The sequence below is a fragment of the uncultured Mucilaginibacter sp. genome, from assembly GCF_913773635.1.
GTDB lineage: Bacteria > Bacteroidota > Bacteroidia > Sphingobacteriales > Sphingobacteriaceae > Mucilaginibacter.
The window spans coordinates 504,982-529,672 of sequence record NZ_CAJYGQ010000006.1 but is presented as its reverse complement, the minus strand read 5'-3'; the positions used below and the strand labels follow the sequence as shown (position 1 = coordinate 529,672).

Sequence of the window (24,691 nt, the reverse complement as noted above, 5' to 3'; positions counted from 1 at the left end):
CAATAACTGAATGGATAATTCACGTGGTCACATTTTTTAGAGACTACCAGGCCTTCAGATTAACTATTAGGTTTAATCTCTCATTAAGGGATAATATCAAACACGTCGCCGGCTGTATAAACACCCAAATTTATCTGTTTAAATTTTAAGAGCCCGCTTTCTGTAGCGCGGGCATTTTCGGGACTTATGAAACGGAGTACCTGACTGTCGCCGGCAACGGTAGCTTTGTTACCTTTTACAATTATTGCCGTGCTTTCATCTACACCAACGCCCATATAGCCCGGCTTGGCAGCCAAGGCAGAAATGACGCGATTGTACCGGTTCCGTTTTAAGAAATGCTGATCAATAATAGTATGTTCGAGCAAGCCCAAGCCCTGGCTAAATTCAATGTTGTTGTCCCATAGCTTGTCAAAAGTTTCCTTGTACTTACTGTCCTTTAGCTGCACACCTGTAATCATGTGTTTACTCATTACTGCAGCACCGGCACTAGTTCCGGCAATGGTTGAACCAGTGCTGTAAGCTTTGTGTATGGCGGTATAAACCGGCGTATTTAATACGGCTTTCATGAAACGGTTTTGGTCGCCCCCTAAAATGTAAATTAGCTTTGCACCGGCAACTGAATCTACCCATTTTGCATCCTTAGTATCATGTTTGTTAAAATCAAAATTACGGATGGGCTGGTTAGTATGTATCCTAAGCTGCTTACTGATATACTTAAAGCCCGTATCCGGAATTTCGCTGGCCATCGGCAGTATCACAATATAATCTTTCGCGCCAAGTTTTGCAGTTAATACTAATTGCTTAATCAATGCATCAGACCGATTTCCGCCACCTATGATAAACAACGAGCCTTTAGGGAAGGCTTTTGTTTGAGCAACTAAATACTTTCCTGTGGTTGTCAGCAACAGCAGGAAAAATATTGGTGTGAATATCTGCCTCATTATTTGTAAATCTGAACTTCAACTTTGCCATCGGCAGTAATAGCGCCTCTGTACATACCTTCGGTGTTGAAGGGCATTGCAATGTTTCCCTTGTTATCCAATGCAATTAGACCACCATCTCCACCCATTTTGCCAACCTTGTCCAGCACAATCTTGGAGGCCTCCGCAACGCCTAAGCCCTTATATTCCATAAGGTCGGATATGGTTTTGGCTACCACATTACGTATATAAAACTCGCCCCAGCCTGTGCAAGAGATGCCCGCAGTTTGATTGTTACAGTAGGTACCTGCCCCAATAATAGGAGCATCACCAACACGGCCGTATTTTTTATTGGTCATGCCGCCGGTAGAGGTACCTGCAGCCAGGTTACCTGCATTGTCGAGCGCAACGCAGCCAACTGTGCCAAACTTATAATCATGATTCTTTGTGCCCAGCAGCATTGATTTTTTGCTGCCATGATCCAACACTGCTTTGGTCGAATCTTGTTTGATGGCTTGCTGCAGGCCGTCCCAGCGTTCTTTGGTCCAGTAGTATTTAGGGTCAACAATAGTCAAGCCTACTTCTTTAGCAAACTTATCGGCGCCATCGCCTACCATCATTACGTGTTCAGATTTTTCCATAACTGCACGGGCGCCACTAATTGGATTGCGGATAGTGGTAACCCCGGCTATGGCGCCCGCTTCAAGCGTCTTGCCGTTCATAATAGCTGCATCCAATTCATTACGGCCGTCGTGGGTAAAAACAGCGCCCTTGCCTGCGTTAAAGAGTGGCGAATCTTCCATAATATGTATAGTGGCCTCAACGGCATCTAAGCTGCTTTTGCCCTCCTTCAACTTTTTATAACCGGTTTGCAAAGCCAATGTTAAAGCCGCCGTGTAAGCTGCCTCTTTTTCGGGCGTCATGTTTTTCTTGAGAATAGTGCCAGCACCGCCATGAATAATCAAGACGTATTTTTTCTGTTGTGCATTAACATTTGCACTTAATGCCAGGAGGAGCCCCAAGGCTAAACGTTGTAATTTTTTCATTTTAAATTTATTGTTGCGTTTTATTCAAAAGGCCATTATTTAACCACCACCAATACCATTTGCCTCCGTTGGCTTCTGCTTTGTTAAAATTAGCTATATTAAAATTGCCTCCGCCGTTTACTGATGCCGCAATTTCATAAACTGCAACCGCTTTACCGCCCTTATTCCAAATTACCGGTTTATTAGCTTCAAATTCTTCAGGTGGTTTTGCCTGGTCCGTTAGTATGAAATAGGCATAGCTATATGGCCGGCTTTCTGAATAATCGCCGTATACTTTGGCACTTCCATCTTTGTCTATACAAACGGCGGTTCGCTCGTCTACGGCAATCACTTTTGCAGCAATGTTCCAATCTTTTAAAATGCGACCGGCAAATACCAGCGACCTGCCTTCGCGTTCGCGTGTTAAATAGTGCTGATCGGTAATTATTTGTTGCAGATAAGGGGCCTTCAGAAAATCGTTTTTATACAAAGTAACCGTATTGATATATGGATTTTGTAAGGCTTCGGACGATGTTACGCTGCCATTTTCGCCACTGTAATACAGTTCTCCCAAAATTGCGCATCCTGCACTGGTGCCACCTACCGGAGCTTTCCTCTCGTTAAGTAAGTAATTAATGGCCTTTTCGGTTTTGGTTCCTCTCCAGTAGTTTATATAAGTTGATTGATCGCCACCGGCGATGAACAGCATTTCAGCATTGCGGATAATGTTAGCTACGGTATCATTATTAGCCAAATCTCTGCTGTCTATTTTAAGTGTTTCTACCGAATTAACCGTTCCCAACCGGTTTACATAAGGGTTGTAAGCGTCGGTACCGGTAGTGCGAATAATAACAACATCACCACCACCACTACGGTCAATCATCCATTTAAACGCTGCATCAACATCTCTGCCTCCACCCATCAATACCAAACCGCCCGAAACGGATTTGTTTACATTGGCACTGTCGCCAACAATACCAATTGATGCCGGCCTGCGTTTGGCAATCCCCCCCGGGCTGCTGCTGGTTGCTTCATCCGAGGAATTGGCAGGTTCGGGCTTGACCGATTTACTGCAGGCGCCTGCAGAGAACCATAACCCAAAGGATAATATTAAAATTAGGTGCTTCATGAATTATAATTAAACCCTGATCCTTGAATCCTCCGGGCTGTACTGTTTAATATTTTGGATTTTGAACCGTATTTTTATTGATCAATACTTCCTGTGCCGGTATAGGGAAGGAATATTGCGCTTGTGTAGGCAGCATGGTAACCGCACCCGATGCATTTGCAGCATCTGTAGCCAGGCGCTGAACGGGCAAATTCCTGCGTTTTAAATCATAAAAGCGATGGCCCTCGAAAGCCAGTTCCTTGTAACGCTCAGCATAAATAGCGTCAATGAGAGCTGTTTTATCAGCGAAGGTCGAATTAGAGTAGTTATTTATGCGGACTGCACGCAAAGCATTTATATCAGCAGCTGCATCGCCGTTGCTTTCTGCCTTGGCCTCAGCCCTGATCAAATACATTTCGCCGGTGCGGAACAACTTAATATCGGTTAAGCCGGGTGCGGATGAAGTACCACCGATGTATTTATTAACCAAGTACTGCGATTTGGTGCCTGTACGGGTAGCATCAAATTTAATATATGCCGGATAGCGAATATCATTCACCTGATCAAAAGCGTTGATGAGCTTAATTGCTGGTGCATAAAGAACGATCCCTCCGGTTTGACGGAAAAAGAAATCGCCGACGCGCGAATCGGTGGTTCCTACTCTTTTTAGTTTCCAAATTACCTCGTTGTCGTTAGCATCTGTCCATATGCCCGGAAACTGTGCTTTGGTGGCTAATGGTGCGGCAGCAATAACCTCAGATGAGTAGGTAACAGCATCGGCCCAATTTTTTTCATAAAGTGCCACACGAGCCTGTATAGCCGCCACGATGGTGCGATTGCTTATCCGGGTTTTATCATTAGAAGTAGCTGGTAGCAGCGCCTTGGCTTCAGCCAAATCGGCTTTAGCATTATTAATTACGGTTTCAAAGTTATCGCGTGCAGGGTAGACTACACCCGATACTTTACTGTAAGGTATTCCTAATGCGCCTGCTTGATAGGCCGATGCATATGCTCTCAACAATTCGAAATGAAGGTAAGCTCTTAATGCAAGTAGTTCTCCTCTATAACGGCTTGCGGTAGCAACATCAGAACCGGTAAATGTTAGGGCATCTAAGCCTGCAATAGTACGATTAGCACGGTCAATTGCACGATAGTAAGTATAATACAACCCGGTTACTGATCCACTGCTAGGGTTATACAGCCAGCGGTACGCATCACTGTTGCCCACTGTATTCTCAGTTGGATAAGCGGCTTCATCGGTTACCGTTGCATTCAGACTGATTTGTGTATAATCGATTAATGCATAAACGCCCAATACTCCCATATTAACATCATTTACATTCCGAAATGCTCTGGATGGGTCAATAGTATCTGTCGGCTTAAGATCTAACTTTCCGCACGACGCCGTTAAAATTAACAGTGATAATACTATTGTATATGTTTTATATAATTTGCTCATTATTGTCTTTATTATAAATTAACATTTAGGCCAGCAGTAAAAGTACGGGTGTTGGGATACTGAAACCTACCGTATACACTGTTGTTTTCGGGATCTAAACCTCTCCATTTAGTCCAGGTCAGCAGATTTTGTCCCTGAACAAATATTCTTACCGATTTGAAAACTTTAATTTTCTGTAAGGCCGCCTGTGGAATATTGTAACCAATATTTAGGTTTCTAAATCGAAGGAATGAGGCGTCCTGAATATCCTTTGAAGTAAAATTGCGGGGAACATCAAAACGCTGCAGGGTAGCAATATCTCCGGGCTTCTTCCATATGTCATTAAGCATGCGTATAGATTGATTGCTGCTGGCATAACGCTGGTTTTCATTATAGAAGTCCTCATTATTCCAGCGCTTAACTCCCGAAACAAATGAAAATAATGCACTTGCATTAAAATTTTTCCATCTTAAACTGGTACTGAATCCGCCTGTAAACTTAGGGAACAAACTACCCGAATTAGTGGCATTTTGAGCAGCCGCGTTATAGGTAGTGGTTATAGAACCATCCAGATTATAGTATTGTGCATTACCTGTTTGCGGATCTACACCAGCCCAATCGGGTGCATAATAGGTACCATATGGCATACCTTCTTTAAACACGCGGGTATCACCGTCGGGTAATAAGTTTGCTAGGGGAGTAAGAAACGTGATTTTATTTTGGTTGTAACCGGCGTTAGCGCCAAGTGTCCATGTCCAGACACTGTTTTTTACGATGTCACCGCTTATATCAAACTCAACACCGCGGTTGAACATTTTTCCAGAACTTAATGGTAAATATCCGTCATCGCTCCCCGCTACAGCAGACAGCGGCTGGTTGAAGAACATATTACTTGTTTTCTTATTGTAATAGTCAAAAGTTAATCTGAAACGTTCATTTCTGAATAATCCAAGATCAAAACCAATGTTTAATTCGTTAACATACTCCCAATCATAATTAGGGTTACCGTAGCTCACCGGTCGGGTTGCTGGCAGTGAAGCATACGATGTACTTACCGAGTAAGTAGCCAGGTAGTTAAAAGCACCGCTTAATGGGCTCGCTGTTGTACCATAACTACCTCTGAAACGAAGGTTTGAAACAAAATCAATATCTGTTAAAAAATCCTCCTTCTTTACATTCCAGTTAGCTCCAAATGAGTAAAACCCGTGCCATTTGTTAACCGGAGCAAGCCTGGTTGAACCATCATAACGATAGCTACCGGTTAATGTATATTTACTGTTATAAGTATAACGCGCAATACCCATTATAGATGCCAAGGCGTAGGTTTCTTTACTGCCGCTAACGTTAGGCAAAAATGTAGCACTGCCATTAGTAATGGCAGCAGGGGTTTCGGGCAAGCGCCCGTCTAAGCCAAAACCTGTAAAACCGAAGCTATTATAATTGTTATAAATGTATTCGTAAAAGCCTGATACTTCAAGATCATGAACGTTATTGAAAACTTTGGAATAAGTTAAACCTGATGTTGAAATAATGTTGAAGCTACGGCGCGTTGCTTCTTCAAAGCGGCCTTTGCCACCCAGGGTATTTGCTACACTGCGCGATCCGTAGTAAGAATCGGGGTTAATGTATAGCTGATCGGTAGAATTGCGGTAGTCGATACCTGCCCGGGTAGTGATTTTCAGTTCCGGCAAAATCTGATATGCGAACGACATCCCGATAATGCTTTTTAATTGATCGGTTTTGTTAGACGAGTTAAACAGGCGTTCCAAGCCTTGGCTGCCTTCGCGCAGATCAAGAATATTGTACTGGTTTTTATTACCCTGATGAATGAGTGTGCCATCGGGCGCATAGGGGTTCTCGTAAGGTAAGGCGTAATAAACCGACGCCATTGAGGTACCCACACCTGTACCGCCTTCACCCTCGGTAAAGCTGGAATTGGAATAACCGATGGATATATTAGTACTTCCTGAAAACTTGCCCGATTTAAAATCAAGATTACTTCTTAATGCATAACGGTCTAATCCGGTGCGTTTGGCTACACCTTCCTGCTTATAATAATTTAATGAGTTGTAAAACCTGAGTCCGTCGTTACCGCCGCTAATGCTCACCTGTTGTTCCTGAAACTTGCCGGTGCGGAAAAACTGATCTCTCCAGTCGGTATTTATCCCTCTTAAGCTATCAAGTATTGCGTTGGCACGTGCTCTGAAGGCAGGGGTACCTGTGGCATAAGCCGGATTCTTGGGCGAGTATGTCCAGCCTGGACCAAGAGTACGGTTATAAGTAGCACCAATCTCTTCTTCAAATTGCAGTCTTTCGGCTGTGTTCATCATTATGAAGTTTGGGCGGCTTAGTTTAGAGATACCATATTGTGAATTGTACTGCACAGCAACTTTGCCTATTTTACCTTTTTTAGTAGTGAGCACAATAACGCCATTAGAACCTCTTGAACCGTATAAAGCCTTGGCCGATGCATCTTTCAGCACCGTAGCCGATTCAATATCCTCCGGGTTTATGGTTTGAAAATAGGTTCCTTCAATAGGGATACCATCCAACACATAAAGTGGAGTTGAAGAGCCATTTACACTGCCAATACCTCTTATAATGACAGCGGCGGCCTGTCCTGGCTGACCGGATGACGAAATAACGCTCATGCCCGGTACCCGTCCCTGCAATATCTGATCGAGCGTTAAACCGGGAACCTGGTTTATCTTTTCAGAACTTACCAGCGTTGCCGCGTTAGATGATTGATTACGGGAATAGCTGGTGTAACCAGTGACTACCACATCGTTTAAAGTACCAATGGAAGGCACGAGACTAACAACACCTATTTGTGCTGTGGCTTTTACCTCTTTGGCTACATAACCCATATAGGATATAATTAGAGTGGCATTATCACTAACATTTGCCAAAATAAAGTCACCCTTTTCATTGGTAACAGTACCTAAAGAAGAACTTTTAACGTTTACAGTAACCCCTGTTAGCGGCCGCCCGTTCTCATCAATAACTTTACCGTGTACATCTATATTTTGTTGTGGTAAAGGCGATGCGGTGGGTTTAACAAAGACCGGTTTGATCAGGATAGTGTTCTCAGCAATCTCCCAACTGAAAGGCTGTGATTTTAAAACAATAACCATTACGTCTTCAACAGCGGTATTTACTACATTAATTGTTACGGGCTTTGACCGCTGCTTAAGCAAATCGACATCGTATAAAAAATATATGCCGGTTTGGTGTTTAATTTCCTTCAGCACCTTTTCCAGCGGCATATTGCGTTCGTTCAAACTAACGCGTTGAGAAAACGCTCTTGCACTTATCTGCAGGCAAAAAAGGGTCATGAGTAGCGCTGTAATTTTCATAATTCTGAAAACTTTAAGAGGATAAGCGCTTAAAACAATAGTGGTGAATTTTGTGCGCTTGAGCTTAAGTGGGTCATAGTAAAATTTCATACATTCCGTTGGGGTTTATAGCGTTGAATAATTAGTGTGTAGATTTATCTTTTCAATGTTTGATTTAGCGCTTATTGCGGCAATACTTTAAGCTGGCGGTTCTTTTCGATCTTAAATTTAATATTGCCGGTAACTTCGAGCATGTTCAGTACTTTAGAGAGGTTTGCGCTACGTGGTATCATGCCGTTATAGCGTTTTTCGGGAATGTTGTTGTAATCGACCCTTATATCGTACCAGCGCTCCAACTGATTAAGAATAAGTTTTAAGCTTGCATTATTGAATTCAAATAATCCATTTTTCCAGGCCACAGCTTCATCGGTGTCTACCGTGGTTACTTTAATGGTAAACGGATTGGTTGAAACAATAGCCTGCTCGCCGGGAACGATCTTTTTTGAGTTGCCCTGGTTATGTACAATGATACCGCCTTCAAGCAGCGTGGTATTAATGAAGCCGTTATCCATATAACCGTTAATGTTAAAGTGCGTACCTGTTACCTCCACGTCCTGGCTTTCGGTTAAAACATGAAAAGGCATTGCTCTATTTTTAGTTACTTCAAAATAACCCTCACCCTTTAACTGTACCCGGCGCGTTTTACCGGAAAATGATTGAGGATAGGTTAGGGCTGATGCTGCATTTAACCAAACGTGTGTGCCATCGGGCAAGTATATCTGATACTGGCCGCCGCGCGGCGTTCTGACTGTATTGTTGAGGATGCTATTATGATTATTGGGACGGCCCGATAATGTATAAACCAATTCTCCTTTATGTGTTTTGGAGATCAAAAGCCCGGGTAACTGCTTCAAATTTCCGGCTGCCTTATCGTTGAGTGTTATAGTAGAACCGTCAGCAAGTGTAAGTGTTGCTCTATTGCTACCGGGAGCTATATCAAGAGGTTTTTTAACTATATAAGCTTCAGGCGTTTTGTTTGAGGACGATTTCTTAGAGAAAAAGTATGCGGTAGTAAAGGCTATTAGCAATATAGCTGCAATAGATGCGGCTTTTATAATGCTGAAGTTTCGAGCTACGGGTTGTGGTACAAAATTTATCTGATGGTGTATGTTGTTGAAGGTTTCTTTACGAAGTGATTCCTGCTCTTGTGCAGACAGTTCAGGTGCTTCATTGTTTTTCTGATATTCATAGTACGATTCAACAAATGCGATTTCCTCAGCAGTAGCTGTTCCTTCTACATACTTTTCAATCATTTTTTGAATATCATTACGGAAATTGGAACCGGGCATAGCAATAGCGTTTAATACTATGTACTGCAAGCAGTAATATCTCCCAAAAAGAAAAAAATATTTTTGTGCGGTAGGGTTAGCGGTGGTGTATGGATGTTAGCAGTGCAGCCAGGCTAAATAAATGAGTGAGCCTGAGCCTTAATGCATGATATGCTGTAGTGAGTTGATTCTGCACAGTTTTTTGAGATATATTCAATTCACTGGCTATTTGAGTGGTGGAAAGATCGTCTATATAATGCCTAATGAAAATGTTACGACGCTTAAAAGGCAGGGCGTTTATAAACTGCTCCACCAATTTTTTTGCTTCTTTATCCAGCAAAGCCCCATCTGCATTTAAATTCGAAATTATTTCAGTTTCGAAAATATCAACAAACGGAGCGTGACGAGATTGCTTAGAAACAGATTTCAACACTTGGAAGCGTACGGCTGTATGCAAATAAGCCTGTAAATTCAGAATATTTAACTCGGTTCTTCTATTCCAAAGATCAGTGAATACATTTTGAACAACATCCTGGCATTTATTTCTGTCATGAAGACGTTTGTAGGCAGTTTTAAAAAGTTGATTCCAGTATTTGTTATAAATACTTTCAAACGCGTCGCTATTACCTTGCTTTAATAAAGCAAAAAGCATTAAATCATTCTCATTATTGAAATTAATTAGCAAATGGCATGCGTTTAATTTCTAAAAATACGTGGTTTTGTTTAAACATTATAAAAAAAATACATAATACTCAGTAAACGATGAGTAGCTGAAAACTTTATGTAGTCTTTCTTTAGCCTTTTTGTTGTTGTTTTCTTATTTAATACTGTTTGCGCTTAATGATATACTTTAAATGATACAAATATTCACTTTCAGAGTATATCTTAGGTTTATTTTATCATAACAGCTAGATAAGAGTGTTGTTTACCTGCGACTTTCATATGTTCAACCCATTTGTGGTAGACTTCTATAAGGGAATAGATGTCTTATAACGCAAACTTAACCAACAATTCATCACTGGTGGAATTTGTCAGTAGGTAATCATTGTCCGGAAGAAGCAAACCGGCATCAACGGGTGCTACGCATTTTAAGAAGATGCAGCAATAGAACGTAGAACGCGTTGGTCAGTTCCAAATTTGAATTCTTGAAAGCAACTGGACGGTCAGCTTTTATTATTACGGTGAAGAAGAAATTGCCCACGGCCCGCCTGTAGGACCTAGCTTGTGTAGCAAGAATAGCGAGGATATCAAAAATCTAGCGATTATGCTTGCAGCTATTGCTCAAAAACGGTGAAGTTGACGCATGGCAAGACAAAGTTGCAAGCAATGTTAAAGAGCAGGGTGGATCACCGCCATCAAAACTGTTAGGCTAAAATAGGGGTTGGTCCATTTTATCATATTCTAAGATCATTGTTATAAAGTCGTTATTTGTACCAGTCCAATGACCGGAATGAAATCCACTGCTTAGCATAGTTTTCTGACCGGTTCAAAACAGTCAGTTCCAGCGTATAACTTTCACCCTTTCCCCGTTCTACTAAATAATAGGTCAACCCGTTTTTGCTGTTTTCCCAAACGCGGAAGGTTTGCTTTTCTTCACTGGCCTTTTTGATCTCATTTCCATCTTCGTCGATCTCGATAGCGCCTTTACTGACTCCAAGTTTTTCAAATTCAGGTTTTCCAATCTTTTTTAACGCTGCAAGCAAAGCCGCAGATTGTTCCTCGGTGTATAGCCTGACCTCGTAAAACGCAAGTCCCTTTGTCTTTTCGTTATAATGCAACAAAACATTGTTCTTTACCGTGTGGTTGATTCCACTTAGGTCATTCCCTGCATATCGCAATATCTCAGCGCTGCTAATCTTCAGCCTTTCAAATCCAATGATGGTCTGGTCAGTAGCAGTTAAATATTCAGTTTTTACTTTTCTTTCAGCCACCATACCCGGTACATCAGGCTCTTTAAGCGTAAGCTTCGCAAGATCAAAAGTCTCATCATTGTTAGTGACTGGCGCCTTGTTAAATGAATTTACAGGCTTGCTTTCTTTTGGGCTGAATGAACAAGCAAATATACTTAGGCAAAGTATGATTAACGGAAAAAGGGATTTAATACTGGCCATGACTATTTACCTTTGAAGTTATCAACCGGAACACACTATCAATTAATAAGTTTGTCGCATTATTTACTTTTCAGTATACGTAATACTTCATCAACAGGTAGCTCTACACCCTGCAAACTGCCAAGGTATTTTGATGAAACACTAATTAACGCTTTCGTTGTCCTGTCTTTACCAGGCTCATAAACATTCTCTTGCCATTTGACTGAGGGTGGCCTGCTCGGAAAATAAGTAATCTTTTGTTCGGTGATTTGCCGGTCTTCAATGTTCAAATATGTACTCATAGCAACAGCATTTTGCAACACCGATTTTACAGATTTTGCGTAACGTATAACGTTACCTGAACTAACCTTGAGTTGCTTTAAATAACCGTTGCGGTCATAAACATAGTTACAAACCCAATCGTCGGTCAAATCAGACTGATTGCGTTTTGTTGTGATAAAAGCTCGGCGGATATGTCTACTCACCTGTGGCCTTATTCGTATAAAGGTAAGAACATCTGATATAGGATAGTTTCCAATATTATCACTCAACACGTTGAGAAGGGCTGTCAACTGATGCTTTCCGACCATAGCTTTGAGACGCTTGTAGGTGTCCGGAAAAAGGAAGTAACGGTCTGTAAGATTAACGGTTAACTTGAATATTGCATCATTAAACGTTAAATTCAAACTATCAACTTGCTGTTGTTCTATCGACCGGATATGCAAAGTGAAATTGTTTCCATCTCCGGTCAACTGGTAGACGGTACCGCTTGTTACTACCTCTTGGGCAATCGTATAAACTGATAATTTGTCCCGGGCGTTGCTCTGGCAGATCAATAGTATGGCAGTATCTCGGCCTGATGTGGTTTTGTTAATCTGTGTCAACAAACTGCCGGAAAACGCAACATTGGATTGCCCAAGCATGATCTGGCATTGCATGAACAAGGTCAGTATTAAGGTAATTCCACGAAAGCAGATAAAAGTCCGTGTCATTGCTTATTATTTTCAATACGTAAATACTGCCCGGTAATGATATTTTCAGGATTAGTAATTTTCATTGAAAAGCAGCCATTAGTTAAATGAAGCAAACCTATAGCCGTAAAGGAAGCGCCCATAGGCGATTCTACCATATGATCGATTTTGAGAAAATTGGCACGGTCCTGTATCGCACGTGCTTTGGCCGTTCCTTCTATTTTGACAGATAATAAAGGTTGAGAACTGTCAGCACCCATGGACATAACCAGGGTATTGCCCTGTTCTTTGTATTCGCAAAGATTTCCTGACACGACTATAAATTCTCCAATATGAGCGTTAAGTCTTTGTTTCGAGATGTATTCAATATCTAATGGAGCTATCAGCATTTGATCACCAGAACTTGCATAACTCCGTTTCTTCAGTGCGCCTGGTGCATAGTGAATCTTGACGTTTCTTATTGATCTGATCAGCCATTTATGTTCTAAATTGCTTAAATCTGCAGTTTGGTCGATCTTTGTGCCGTCATTCAGTCTTACGCTATAACTAATTATCGCCTTGTCATCAAAGGCTTTAAAGTTGAGGTTATAATAATGCCATTCCTGACCGTTATAAAGCGCATACTTATCCTGTTCTACAATCGCAATTTGTTCCTTTAAACCAGTATCTGCAAAACGCCGTGCACCTGCATAGTTCTGAGTGAGCAGGTCATTTAAAAATGCTTGGGTGATTTTTTCTGGATGAGGCGTACACCCTGTACTCACTATCATCGATAGAGTAAAAGCAGATGCAGTTAGATATCTCAAACGGCTCATTAATTATACATTAGCTGCGTTAAATATCAGCGTTCGTTGATGATAAATGTCTAACGAAGCAAATTGTTTGACACCACATTTTCTCACCTTTCCATTATTTGTAAAGTGTAAGGTAGTGAAAAAAGGCGTTTTAAGACGTAGGTCGACTGGATGATTCTGGTGCATCCCGACTTTATATGGGATACGCCGCTAGCCAAATCGATCAAGTAGCATGAATTCGTTAGTTATTCGGTGTATGAAACGCTTAAATTGGCAGATAAGGAAAGAAGCAACACCCAACGCGATCGCTAACTGACGTATTCAGAAAGATCTTTCGAAAAACAATTCATTATTGGTGAATCAAAAATTATGACTATTGATTAAACTAGAGGATCTGCTTTCTGAATATTTCAACAATGGCACGCTTCTAAAAAAAGGACAACCAGTGTAATGAACATAGCTGTAAGCCTTACTATCTCGCCAGAATATTTACGCGTACCGCTTAAATTTCTGACCGTACAAGGTACGCAACAGCACGTTCAATATAAACGGGTAGACATTGCGGAAGATAAGCTATCCAATACTAACATGTACATCATTATAATTGCCTATGACTGGGCTTTGAGCACGTACAATGATTTAATTAACTTCTCAACACGAAAAACAACTTATCACCGATAGAATTTCGACATACTTTTAATTGAGAGATACCAATTGCATTACTTTTTAATTGTTGGCCAAGCTTAGATCCTGACCTTGACAAAGAAGACAATTGCCGCGTGGTTAATGCCGCAATTCATCTGCGATTTTTGCGGTAATCGCTAAGAAGTTGCAGAAATTGCAATAAGGGATCACACAGTGGTTAATGCTTTACTTATCGTTATATGTGGATCTTAGTAAAAAGGAAAGCGCTCGCTTGATTTGGTCTCTACCTCGCTCCGTTTCCAAGTCGATCCCGCAAAAAGTACTTCCGTTGACAGCTGCATATAGATCCAAGTAATAAGTACCGGCTATGATTACCGCCATGACTGCGCGAAATTGACCGGCCCTGGGTCCAAAATATGGATCAGAGATACTTTGAAGCAGCAACTCGCCGTTCGCTTCTTGTGCATCAGTAAGCTTTTTAAAGGAAGCCCTTTGTTCAGTTAAACGCCACAGTAATAATTTTTGAAACGCTTTATCCTTCGCTACGTAATCATATTGCGATAGCAACAACTTCTCAACGAATTTATGTCCGCCGTCAGTTATATCATCGGATATTTTGTTACCTTTCACGTTACTCCAAAAATCCTTGGTACGGATGTAGTCGTCCAGCAATTGTTCCGTTCCGCCAAAATACTTGTAAATAAGTTTTTTATCTAAACCAGCGGTTTTAGCTATATGATTGACTTTAAGCGCAGCAAAACCCTTCGTCAATAAAATATCCTCCACGGCATCTAAAAAACGTTGTTTAGTTTGTTCCTTGTTTCGCCTAACGTCTTTTTCTACTTCCTGTTGCATATATATTAATGTCATGTAATCACGTTATGCAAAGGTAACTTTCCGTGACTTCAAACTGGCTAAAATAGGTCACCAATTGGTGACTTTATTATATATTTGCCTATTAAGCAAATCTGGTTATTAGCTTGTATCTGTAAAAACATATGATAAAATTGGTACTGATCGAAGACGAAGCAGAAATTCGTAAAGAAATAATTTATTTGATCGAATCAGAGCCAGATATAGAAATGGTCGGTTGGAGTGATAATGTACAGGCAGCTGCAAAGCTAATTGACGTGCAACGGCCCGATGTAATATTAATGGATATCCAGCTTAGGGATGGCACCGCTTTTGACGTTTTAAAATTGTTATCTGAAATTCCCCCAAACATCATTTTTCTTACAGCCTACAACCACTTTGCCATAAAAGCCATAAAATACGGAGCATTAGATTACCTACTGAAACCCATAGACCAATCCGAATTAGCGGAAGCGATTGAACGGTTTCGTCGGCGCAGCACAAATGATCCGCACTGGATGCAACAGTTATCACTGGCCCAAAACACACTCTACGCAGGTAAACTGCCTGAAAGCATCGTGTTAAGTACCATTCACAATTTACGAATAGTCGAGGTCAAGGATATTATTTACTGTAAAGGAGATGGTCCCTATACTTCTTTTTTTATCAGCGGTGGAAACAAAGAAGTAGTTTCTAAGCCGCTTAAATTTTACGAAGAATTGCTTCCAGCACCATTTTTTCTTCGTACGCATCAGTCATATCTCGTAAACAGGCGCTTTATTTCAAGCGTAGACCGTTCTGGGTTCGTTGTACTTAAAAATGAGGAAAAAATACCAATCTCATTACGACGAAAAAATGATGTACTGACTAAACTGATTCCCGGCTCATGAAAGCTATAATGCGTATCCTCTGGTTCGGATCAATTATCTCCTGCACCCTAGCATGTCATAAAATGACATCAACACCCGGCATGGAGCATCAATTGTTAAACAAAGTAAAAAACTTGGAAGATGTTGTTTTTACGCAAGCAAACGGAGATTCTTTAATAACAGCATGGAGGAAATTTTTGGAACTTCCGCTTTTGAAAAAGGATTCAGCACTTTTAGGCATTGTTAATTACAATTTGGCCCGGCTGTATGGTATGCGTGGGCATGATTCCGCTAAAGTTTTTATAGAACGAGCTTTTGAGACCGTTGAGCCTACAGTCGGTAACGAAAAATACAAGGCACTGATATATAATGGATTAGGCAATATTCGAAGCATGGCCGCTAAGCAGAGAGAAGCCAGTTACTACTATAACAAAGCTGCCGCGATCGTAATGGCAGATACCACTGCAGCTCTGTCTTCTGAGGCAAAAACTGCTATACTGCTTTCGGCAGCTCAAAGCAACAGGACTTTCTTTCAGTATAAACTTGCTGAAAATATGAACCGGGCTGCATTGATTTTGATCGACTCTTTGCCTAAGGACCATATTAACAGGCAACGTGCACTGGTACAAACGATTCATATTTTAAGTCTTCAGCATAAGCCTGCATCAAGTATGACGCCCTATATACGGAAGCTGGAAATACTTCAGGCTTCGCATCCAGATAAATATGATATCAGTTTTCTCTATGAATCAAAGGTAAAATTCTTTGAACGCATGAAACAGCTGGACTCTGTTTTACATTATTTGCAAATAAAAACGCAAGCTGACGAATTGCTGTACCGGAAGCATCTTTCTTCAGTAAACGTCGATAACCTGCTTGTTGACTACTGTGATGAGGCAACTATTTATACCCAACTTAAACAGCCTGTACAGGCGGCACACTTCCTTGAAAAAGCACGAAAGTTAAAGCACCGGCATGCCAAACTGATCTTTGATGATGAAGAAATATTGTATGAGAATAGTGTGGCTGAATTATATAGCATTCAAGGCAGAAAAGACAGCGCCATAAAGGTGCTGAAGCATGTTGCCGAATTAAAGGATGCTCTTTACCAGACAGAACAATCACAAGCGATCGCCGAAATGAATGCGCTTTACCTTTTACAGGTTAAAGACCGATCTATTCATTCTTTAAATGAAGGTATAAAAATTAAACAGCTGCAATTGCAGCAAAACCGGCTTTGGTTGGTTGTATCTGTACTGGGTGTTGTGCTTCTCGGGGTTACGCTTTCTTTCGTTTATTATAGTTTTCGACAGCGCAAAAGTACTCAGGACAAGGAGAAGATATTGTTACAGCACCGATTGCTGCAAACGCAAATGGAGCCGCATTTTATCTTTAACACATTATCGGCCGTCCAAAGTTTTATTCGCTTAAGTGAAAAAGATAAAGCGATAAAGTACTTAAATTGCTTTAGTCGTTTACTCCGTAGTACGCTGGAATTTAGCCGGGAGGATAAAATTCCATTATCTGAGGAGATCGATGCCTTGGATAATTATCTCAGTTTACAGCAAATGCGTTTTGAAGGGGCGTTCACCTATGCCATAGAATTGCCAAACGATCAGGACCTGGGTGCTATCGAACTGCCGCCAATGTTGATACAACCGTTTGTAGAGAACGCTATTGTACATGGCATTGAAATGGCTTCCGGAACCGGGAAAGTATGCATCAGTTTTCATGTTGATAGCAATATTTTAAAGGTTATCGTTTCTGATACCGGAAATAACCGCAGGCAGCTATCAACCACGCCGCACCTGTCTTTATCAGGGATCATTAGCCGTGAGCGAATAAAATTGTTAGGCAAAAATGCAAGCATAGAAGAGATCCGTTGTTCAGAAAACGGCACAATAGTTACGCTCAACATCCCAGGAGTGTACAACTAGCTTCATACTATTCGCCTATTCAAGACCTTCTAATAGGATATATTTCGCGGATTGTAAATATGCATTTGCGAATCATAATTCGATTGGCAATCCAATTAAACACGGCTTTATTTTTATGATTAAGCATATGTATGCGAAAGTCGCATACGATGGTTTAACAAAAAATATAAACGCTATGAAAAAATTATTAATGAGTTTGGTAACGGTGGCAGTTATGTCATCTGCGGCCTTTGCCAGTGTTGATGAGAACAAGGCAGCCGGCAAAACGGTAGAGACAAAAAAAGTGTACGAAGCCGTTGCGGGTAAATCAAATTTTAAGATAGTAGGCAAAGCAGAGGAGATTAAGGAAAGCAACTTGAAAACACACTGTGTGCTAACAGTGCATATCTATAATACAAGCGGCCAACTGATAGACACCCAGGTTTGCCACTATAACTGTTATGGTGCCAATGACATGTTCTATAGTACTTGCGCAGATTACTTTGCAGCTACTATCCAAAATTATCAGAACTACTACAGCAACCCGCGTCACTAATTTATTTTTTATGAACCGCCCCAAGGGAACCAAAGGTCCCTTGGGGCTTTTTGTTTTACCATGAAACAGTACTTATTATTTTTTTTACTGCTGTTTGGCTCATGGCAGTTGCAAGCGCAGAGTTTACATGCCGTTTACGAATATATTCCCTCGTCTGTGGCAACATTTAGGGAACACGTTTATTGGGGGAATGGCATAAAAACCAGCATCCGGGATTCATTGCCAATAAGTGCCGACACCAAAGGCAAAAAAGGTGCTGATGATGAGAGTACCTCCAGTTTATCACTTGTGGTCAATACGGATGTCAATTACAGAAATGTTGTCATCCAAAAAAAAGGTATCAATGAACTGGTAGAGACCCGGTCGATCGGAAAAACTAATTATTTGGTAAGTGATGTGTTGCCGGTACTGCAATGGAACACCGATTATGCAGACACGGATACCATAGGCAAATACATCTGCAACAAGGCTACGGCTAATTACCGCGGTACCAAGCTTATTGTTTTTTACACTAACAGTATACCGGTGCCCATAGGCCCTTACAAGTTTGGCGGACTTCCGGGATTGATTGTAATGTTGTATAATGAAAGCGCGAATCCAAATTATTGGCTGCTCAAAGAAGTTTCCTTTCCATATGATGGAAAAATCCCGTTGAACGAAAAGTATATCTACGCATTGCCCAAAATGTCCTTACAACAATATATCACCAAAAATGATGCGTTGGTAGAAGAGCAAATGCGCATGTTACAAAGTAAAATGCCAGCAGTTGAGGGCGTAACAATTGAGCGAAAAAGAACGCGAGGCACGGTGGAACAAATTTATGAGTGGGAACACAAAAAATAGCTCAAGGTCTATTGCTTTAGTGCTGTTTTGCTGGTGTTCATTTATTTTTATTGCTCAGGCACAGGTACTGATCAAGGGGAAGGTAACAGCAGGTTTACGTCCACTTAGCGATGTGCGGGTAGATCTGCGTCGTGATAGTTCGTCAGCCTTATTAAATTATACATTTACAGATAGCGAGGGACGATTTAAGATAAGTACTGTACTTACGGGTAAAATTATATTGTCTTGCATGGCACTTAGCTATGAAACTAAACATCAAGAGGTCGAGCTTTTGTCCTCTGAAGTCGATGTGAAAATAGAACTTAAACCTGGCGGTGTAAAACAATTGCAGGAAGTGGTAATCCATGGAAAGCGACCTTATAAAATGGGCAAAGATACCGTTGAGTTAGATGTCAAATCGTTCATGCAAGGGGACGAACGTAAGGTAGAAGATCTGCTGAAAAAAATCCCCGGTTTAACGGTTGGTACGGATGGCAGCATTAAAGTAGGAGATAAGGAAGTTGAAAAAGTTATGATAGAGGGCGACGACTTTTTCGAAAAGGGTTATCGGCTCCTTACGCAAAACATGTCTGTTGAGCCACTCGAAAAGGTTCAGATACTTCAACGTTATTCCAACAACAAGCACTTAAAAGGAATAGAACATTCGGATAAAGTCGCCCTGAATCTGCAATTAAAAGAGGGTAGTAAAAATAAATGGTTAGGCTCTTTATCCGCCGCAGCCAGCCCGACAAAACCTGTGTTCTATAATGGAAGCTTTAATCTACTAAATTTTGGAAAAAAGAATAAATATCTTCTGTTAGGCAGTACTAACAATAATGGAGTTGATGCAGTAAGCAGTATCAATCATTTGATATATTCCAGTCAGGTTGATGAACCGGGGCAGATAGGTCAGGGAATAGTCACACCTAAAATTATGGATTACACACCCGATTTACCCGGGTTTGATTACAAAAGGACAAATTTTAACCGAGACCGGTTGTTATCTTTTAACACCATCCTGAATCCCTATAAGCGTTTGAAAGTTAAAGGCGTAGGATTTGTAAATGCTACTAAAAAAACTTTCTATCAAAATACGATTCTTAAATATGATGTTAAAGACATCCAATTTACGAACGTTGAGCGTTACGAATTAAATAAGCACATCGATAATTACTATTCAAAACTAGATTTACAATATGAATTAACCAACCGCTCCACCCTGAGCTATTCGGGAAGTTTGGGTTCATTGGTTAGAAACGATGCCGGTAAATTGTTTTTTAACGAAATTAATACCGAAGAATCTATTTCGAGCCGGGGCTTTGTTACTAATCATAATTTGAATTATACAATTAAGCTTTCTGATCAAGAAGCTCTTGTAAGCGCAGTTCGTTGGATCCATCAGCGATCGCCATTGCATTATAACATTGATCAATATAACTACCAAGACCTATTTCAGGTAAGCGGCCTTACAGGTGCATCCCAAAGCGTGCAAAATAACCTTCAATACATTGGTTCAACATCACACTACGTACGAACGTTCAAACGGGGTGATTTTCTAGAACTTGCCTTAGTTAATGAGTATAAAAGTCAAGATCTGTCAACAGATTTCAAATTGTTGCCACGCCAGGACAGCACCGCTCATTCCGCTGAATTTGTGAATGATGTCAGGCTAAATACAAACAACGCTAACCTTGTTGCGAAGTACACGATGAAAGGTAGAAATTGGGAATGGACGCCGGAGCTAGATGCTGGTTTAACACACACCGCATTGGAAAGATTTGGGGTCACCAAGCACCGGAACAATTGGTTAATTACGCCAAGGGTTGCGGCCAAATGGCAACCGGCCCGAAGAGAAAAAATGGAAGCCAGGATTAGCTTTCAACAAGCAAATACAGAATTAGCTGACATTGTTCCGAATTATTATAGCACCAGTATCAGAAACTTTGAAAAAGGATTGGATGATATAGCCACATTGAGCAATTCAGAAGCTGTATTGACATATACCCATGGAAATATATTGGATAGGTTTTTGATGAGTTTTTCTTTTGGTCATAAAATTTTGTTCGATTACATCAGCAATCAAACCGTGATCAATCCAAACTTTACGCTTGCTGAACGGATATTATTGAAGGATAAAAAAACGACCTTTATTAAAGCTCAGGTAAATTACTATCTAAAGCCGCTCAACGGGAACCTCAAATTCGATCTGGGGGCCGATCTGGCTAATTACCGGGCTAACGTAGTTGGCGTAGGCGATCGCGACATTCGTTCAGTTTCTACTGATTATAGTCTATCGTTCAGAAGTGTATGGAGATCCTCAATAAATATACACGCAGGTTACCAACTTCAGTTAAGGACTTTCACTAGTGAAAGTGAAAGTAAATTGACTAACACTTATGGATTTTTAAATCTGTTCTTGAATATTTCTGAGGGCTTACAGGCTAACGTAAAAAATGAAGCCTATCGTTTTGGAAACCTTTTCCCCGGCACGTCGAAAACCTATTTTTTTTCCGATCTGTCACTTTCATACGATGTACCTAAAACCAAGCTCAGATTAAGTATGACAGGCAAAAATCTATTTAATTATAGGCAATTTAACAATGCAGTTATTACCGATACCTATAGTGCAACGACTGAATACAAACTATTGCCACGATATATTGCATTGGGCTTAGATTACAGTTTTTAATGAAATTTTTAGCTCGTGCCTAAGCGACGAGATGCCATCTTACAAATCAAAAGCCCTTCCGCGAGTGGAACGGCATCGAAAGAAAATTATAGCTTTCTACCAGTTTTGTAGAAACCTTGGTTAACAGTTTGGGAGGTGGCTTAAAATCGATTTGTCGCCCGCCTGAAGGAGTGAATTTATCAATATAGTTTTGATCAGAAAAAACATCTATGACGAGGAAATAAAAGCCTGATCTTTGGATGTAAGAAAGGTATAAAAACGAACGTAAGTGTACGGAAATGAACACTCATATACTAATTAATCAATTGATTATAAGATAATTACATAATGACTTGGTTTTAGGTTGTTTGATTAATAGTATGACGATTTTGAGTATAAAGATTGCATTTCGATACTTTCTAAAAAATAAAGTTTTTTACCTCCTTAACATTGCAGGATTGGCAATAGGACTGGCGGCTTTCATCCTGGTCAGTCTATTTATCGATAATGAAGTTAGCTACGATATATGGAATAAAAATTTCGACCGTATTTATCTTGTGGAGCGAGAATTGCCAAATGGGCCGTCGCCTTTTACTCCAGGAAAGTTAGCAGCAGCTATAAAAAATCAATGTCCTGAGGTTGATGAAACTGGCAGAATCAATACAGCCTTATTTCAAATTCCGTTTTACACCAAATCAGGGAGGTTTTTAATAAAAAAATGGATTGGAGCAGATTATTCAATTTCGAAGATTCTCGGTGTTAAACCAAAAGGATTTGTCTTGAACGCCAACAGCTCAACTCCCGCCATGTTGCTTTCTAAAAAAACTGCGGAAGTACTTTTCCCCGGCGATAGTTTATTACAAAATAAAAGTGTCAACATGATGTCGAGATCTGGAATTGCTATGCCCATAGCGGGAATTGCAGAAGATTTTCCAGGTAATACGAATTTAAAGTTTGACTGTATCGCCTTTTCAGCGGATATTACTTCTGGAAAGGATCAGACATATGCAACACAAATTTATCAAACGTATATACTGGTTAAACCCTTAACTGACATCGCCTTATTATCTTCAAAAATTGATAAGATCTACAAGAGGGAGGCACTAGCAGATACCAGTAAGGTAGCCAAAGAAGCGATAAGGCGTTCAGAGCATCCTGCAATTTATTTGGACCCGCTAAAAAACCTACATTTAAAACCTCACTACGGCTCTCACGTGGGTAACCAAATCGTTATCAGTCTAGGCATTTTGGCAATCGTCATTTTAATTATTACAGCTGTCAATTTCACTAATTTTTATATTTCTCAAGCAGATGCACGTTCGAAAGAAGTGGGCATTAAGAAAGTAAACGGCGTCGTTGCTGCACAAATAGCATTACAATTCATATCGGAAATATTCATTCAATGTCTTCTAGCCCTTGCACTATCGTTTGTAATAGTATGTGTAATTCTTCCATATTTTAATGAAATCCTTCAAACTAATTTGCTGTTTACTGGAATCAACGCTCATCTCATCATTCAGCTAATTGTTACTTTGTTAATTCTTACCATAATAGCAGGCGCTTATCCAGCGACCATTATGGCCGGGTTTAAGCCAATAGAAGTTTTACGGGGAAGCCAACTTACAAAACAAGGAAAACTTTCGTACTTACCAATAATGTTCACCCTGCTTCAATTCACCATTGCTATCACATTTGTAATCACTCTTGTGGTTGTAAACCAGCAGGTAACTTATATGAAATCTGTAAACCCTGGCTTCACACCAAAACAGGTATTATACATTGACAATTTATCCCTGTTCAACGATCCCAAAAAATTTGGACCTGTTCGCGATCGTATCAAAGAGATACCGGGTGTTAAAGCGGTAACCGTAGCATCAAATATTCCCGGTGGCATAATAATGCCGGCTACCCACGACTATCTACTCCAAGGCAGGCCATATGCTTTAAATACTATCACTGTGGATTATGAATATCTTGAAACTTTTAATATTAAGTTAGCCGCCGGTGAAAATTTTAACGCTTATGCCACCGGAGACTCCACCAATGCATTGATCAATGAGGCCGCAGCTCAAGTAATGAATGTAAAGGAAGTTAATGGTATCATTGAGGGTTGTGGTGGGAAATATAAAATAGTTGGTATTTTAAAAAACTTCAAGGCTTATGGGTTTGAAGAGGTTACTCAACCTACTATCTACTTAATGAACGATCACTGCGGGATCGCAAAAACACAGATTATGATCAGTGTTGAGAATAATAGGCTGCCTGCAGTGATTAATACATTAAACAAGAACTGGCCTAATATCAATAAACTAGACGGCGATGACTTCAATTATCATTTTTTGGATGAACTATATGAACAGCTATTTGTAAAACAGGAGCAGTTACAAGCTGTTCTCGTTTTCTTCTCTGTATTGGCGGTGCTTATAGCAGCACTCGGCTTTTTTTCTTTAGCAGCACAGGCTATACGCTTGAGGATGAAGGAAACCACTATCAGAAAAGTTCTTGGAGCAAATACAAAGCAATTGATGACCACACTATCTAGACCATTTTTTTACGTTGTTTTATCCGCAAATTTTGTTGCCTGGCCATTGGCCTATTTAGTCTCGCACCGATGGTTGGAGACATTTGCCTACCGCGTTCATATGAACATTTATCCATTCTTGATTGCATTATTAACGTCAATTGTTGTAACATTTTTTACTGTAGGTTTGCAAATAAATAGAGCTATGCGGTTTAAGCCTACAATCCTCCTAAAAGATTAAATAATTGCTTGGATGTAGGTAACGTTTGGTAACGATCGCCAGTTATCGTTTAAATGCGACTATGGATTTTCCTTGTTCAAGGTGACCAGTACTTGCAAGGCACACAACCTGCTTTTTTTTCCATTTTAGCGCTAGTAAACACTCAACGTAGACAAGGTCTTCATTTTCTTTGGGCTTCAAGAATTAAAATTGCATCATGGATTCAGATGCACCTCAATACAGACCATATTTAATTATTAATAAGTTGATAGTCAAAATATTAAATGACTTTTTCAAACGCTAAGGTAGTATTTAACTGCAGGTGTTTAGATATGTCTTCAGAAATTTGGCTTTACTAAGGTTTCAGAGGGGATAATTAATGAGAAAACCCCTTAAATAATCTATTTAAGGGGTTTAGGTGGTTACAATACCACAAGTGGTGATCCCGTTTGGATTCGAACCAAAGACCTACTGCTTAGAAGGCAGTTGCTCTATCCAGCTGAGCTACGGGACCGCTTATTTTTGGAGGTGCAAATATGCATAATTGTATTCAAATTGGCAAAATGTTATTTTGGTAATTTTGCTCCCGCGCAATACGGCTTATAAATCATTT

At 40.4% G+C, this 24,691-nt stretch carries 18 protein-coding genes and 1 tRNA gene; 7 read left to right on the top strand and 12 right to left on the bottom strand.

The annotated features are described in order from the left end of the window. Nucleotides 1–83: 83 nt before the first annotated feature. The 10 genes from QZ407_RS07650 to QZ407_RS07605 all read right to left on the bottom strand — a co-directional run bounded on the left by QZ407_RS07650 (nt 84) and on the right by QZ407_RS07605 (nt 13,030). Complete coding sequence (locus tag QZ407_RS07650) at nt 84–941, bottom strand: cyanophycinase (RefSeq protein ID WP_295769355.1); 858 nt, start codon at nt 939–941, stop codon at nt 84–86. Then, nucleotides 941–1,966, bottom strand: a complete 1,026-nt coding sequence (locus tag QZ407_RS07645; protein WP_295769353.1) for an isoaspartyl peptidase/L-asparaginase — start codon at nt 1,964–1,966, stop codon at nt 941–943. Before QZ407_RS07645 ends, QZ407_RS07650 begins: the two co-directional genes overlap by 1 nt. Nucleotides 1,967–1,973: 7 nt before the next feature. Beyond that, on the bottom strand, nt 1,974–3,074 hold the full coding sequence (locus QZ407_RS07640; protein ID WP_295769352.1) for a cyanophycinase: 1,101 nt from the start codon (nt 3,072–3,074) through the stop codon (nt 1,974–1,976). Between the two features lie 46 nt (nt 3,075–3,120). After that, nucleotides 3,121–4,512 (bottom strand): RagB/SusD family nutrient uptake outer membrane protein, encoded by a 1,392-nt coding sequence (locus QZ407_RS07635; protein WP_295769351.1) that lies wholly within the window; start codon nt 4,510–4,512, stop codon nt 3,121–3,123. A gap of 11 nt (nt 4,513–4,523) precedes the next feature. Next, the gene (locus QZ407_RS07630) at nt 4,524–7,937 is read right to left on the bottom strand and encodes a SusC/RagA family TonB-linked outer membrane protein (protein WP_295769349.1); all 3,414 of its coding nucleotides are present in this window, start codon (nt 7,935–7,937) and stop codon (nt 4,524–4,526) included. Nucleotides 7,938–8,008: 71 nt separating this feature from the next. Beyond that, a complete protein-coding gene (locus QZ407_RS07625; protein ID WP_295769348.1) occupies nt 8,009–9,175 on the bottom strand; it encodes a FecR family protein in 1,167 nt (388 codons plus the stop codon). Nucleotides 9,176–9,251: 76 nt separating this feature from the next. Next, entirely contained in the window at nt 9,252–9,806 is a 555-nt protein-coding gene (locus QZ407_RS07620) for a sigma-70 family RNA polymerase sigma factor (protein ID WP_295769347.1), read from the bottom strand. A gap of 772 nt (nt 9,807–10,578) precedes the next feature. Continuing rightward, complete coding sequence (locus QZ407_RS07615; RefSeq protein ID WP_295769345.1) at nt 10,579–11,265, bottom strand: hypothetical protein; 687 nt, start codon at nt 11,263–11,265, stop codon at nt 10,579–10,581. A 59-nt stretch (nt 11,266–11,324) separates the two neighbouring features. After that, nucleotides 11,325–12,128, bottom strand: a complete 804-nt coding sequence (locus QZ407_RS07610; RefSeq protein WP_295769343.1) for a hypothetical protein — start codon at nt 12,126–12,128, stop codon at nt 11,325–11,327. Between the two features lie 104 nt (nt 12,129–12,232). Further along, nucleotides 12,233–13,030 (bottom strand): hypothetical protein, encoded by a 798-nt coding sequence (locus QZ407_RS07605; RefSeq protein ID WP_295769341.1) that lies wholly within the window; start codon nt 13,028–13,030, stop codon nt 12,233–12,235. A gap of 429 nt (nt 13,031–13,459) precedes the next feature. On the opposite strand from QZ407_RS07605, the gene QZ407_RS07600 reads away from it, so the two are divergent. Continuing rightward, on the top strand, nt 13,460–13,690 hold the full coding sequence (locus QZ407_RS07600) for a hypothetical protein (protein ID WP_295769340.1): 231 nt from the start codon (nt 13,460–13,462) through the stop codon (nt 13,688–13,690). Nucleotides 13,691–13,879: 189 nt separating this feature from the next. Here QZ407_RS07600 and QZ407_RS07595 read toward each other — a convergent pair whose 3' ends face one another. After that, nucleotides 13,880–14,509 carry a TetR/AcrR family transcriptional regulator gene (locus QZ407_RS07595; protein ID WP_295769339.1) on the bottom strand — a complete coding sequence of 210 codons (630 nt, stop codon included), beginning with the start codon at nt 14,507–14,509 and terminating at the stop codon, nt 13,880–13,882. Between the two features lie 143 nt (nt 14,510–14,652). Here QZ407_RS07595 and QZ407_RS07590 point away from each other — a divergent pair, with 143 nt between their 5' ends. The 6 genes from QZ407_RS07590 (at nt 14,653) to QZ407_RS07565 (ending at nt 24,099) form a co-directional block, all read left to right on the top strand. Then, a complete protein-coding gene (locus QZ407_RS07590) occupies nt 14,653–15,396 on the top strand; it encodes a LytTR family DNA-binding domain-containing protein (RefSeq protein WP_295769338.1) in 744 nt (247 codons plus the stop codon). Next, nucleotides 15,393–17,312, top strand: coding sequence for a histidine kinase (locus tag QZ407_RS07585; RefSeq protein ID WP_295769336.1), 1,920 nt, complete (start codon nt 15,393–15,395; stop codon nt 17,310–17,312). The genes QZ407_RS07590 and QZ407_RS07585 overlap by 4 nt, the downstream gene beginning before the upstream one ends. Nucleotides 17,313–17,487: 175 nt before the next feature. After that, nucleotides 17,488–17,847, top strand: coding sequence for a hypothetical protein (locus QZ407_RS07580; RefSeq protein WP_295769335.1), 360 nt, complete (start codon nt 17,488–17,490; stop codon nt 17,845–17,847). Nucleotides 17,848–17,907: 60 nt separating this feature from the next. Beyond that, the gene (locus tag QZ407_RS07575; RefSeq protein WP_295769334.1) at nt 17,908–18,690 is read left to right on the top strand and encodes a GLPGLI family protein; all 783 of its coding nucleotides are present in this window, start codon (nt 17,908–17,910) and stop codon (nt 18,688–18,690) included. Continuing rightward, nucleotides 18,629–21,358: a hypothetical protein gene (locus tag QZ407_RS07570; protein WP_295769333.1), complete on the top strand. Its 2,730-nt coding sequence runs from the start codon at nt 18,629–18,631 to the stop codon at nt 21,356–21,358. The genes QZ407_RS07575 and QZ407_RS07570 overlap by 62 nt, the downstream gene beginning before the upstream one ends. A 359-nt stretch (nt 21,359–21,717) precedes the next feature. Next, a complete protein-coding gene (locus tag QZ407_RS07565; protein ID WP_295769332.1) occupies nt 21,718–24,099 on the top strand; it encodes an ABC transporter permease in 2,382 nt (793 codons plus the stop codon). Nucleotides 24,100–24,515: 416 nt separating this feature from the next. Here the strand turns inward: QZ407_RS07565 and QZ407_RS07560 are convergent. Continuing rightward, nucleotides 24,516–24,592 (bottom strand) — tRNA-Arg (locus QZ407_RS07560). Nucleotides 24,593–24,691 lie beyond the last annotated feature (99 nt).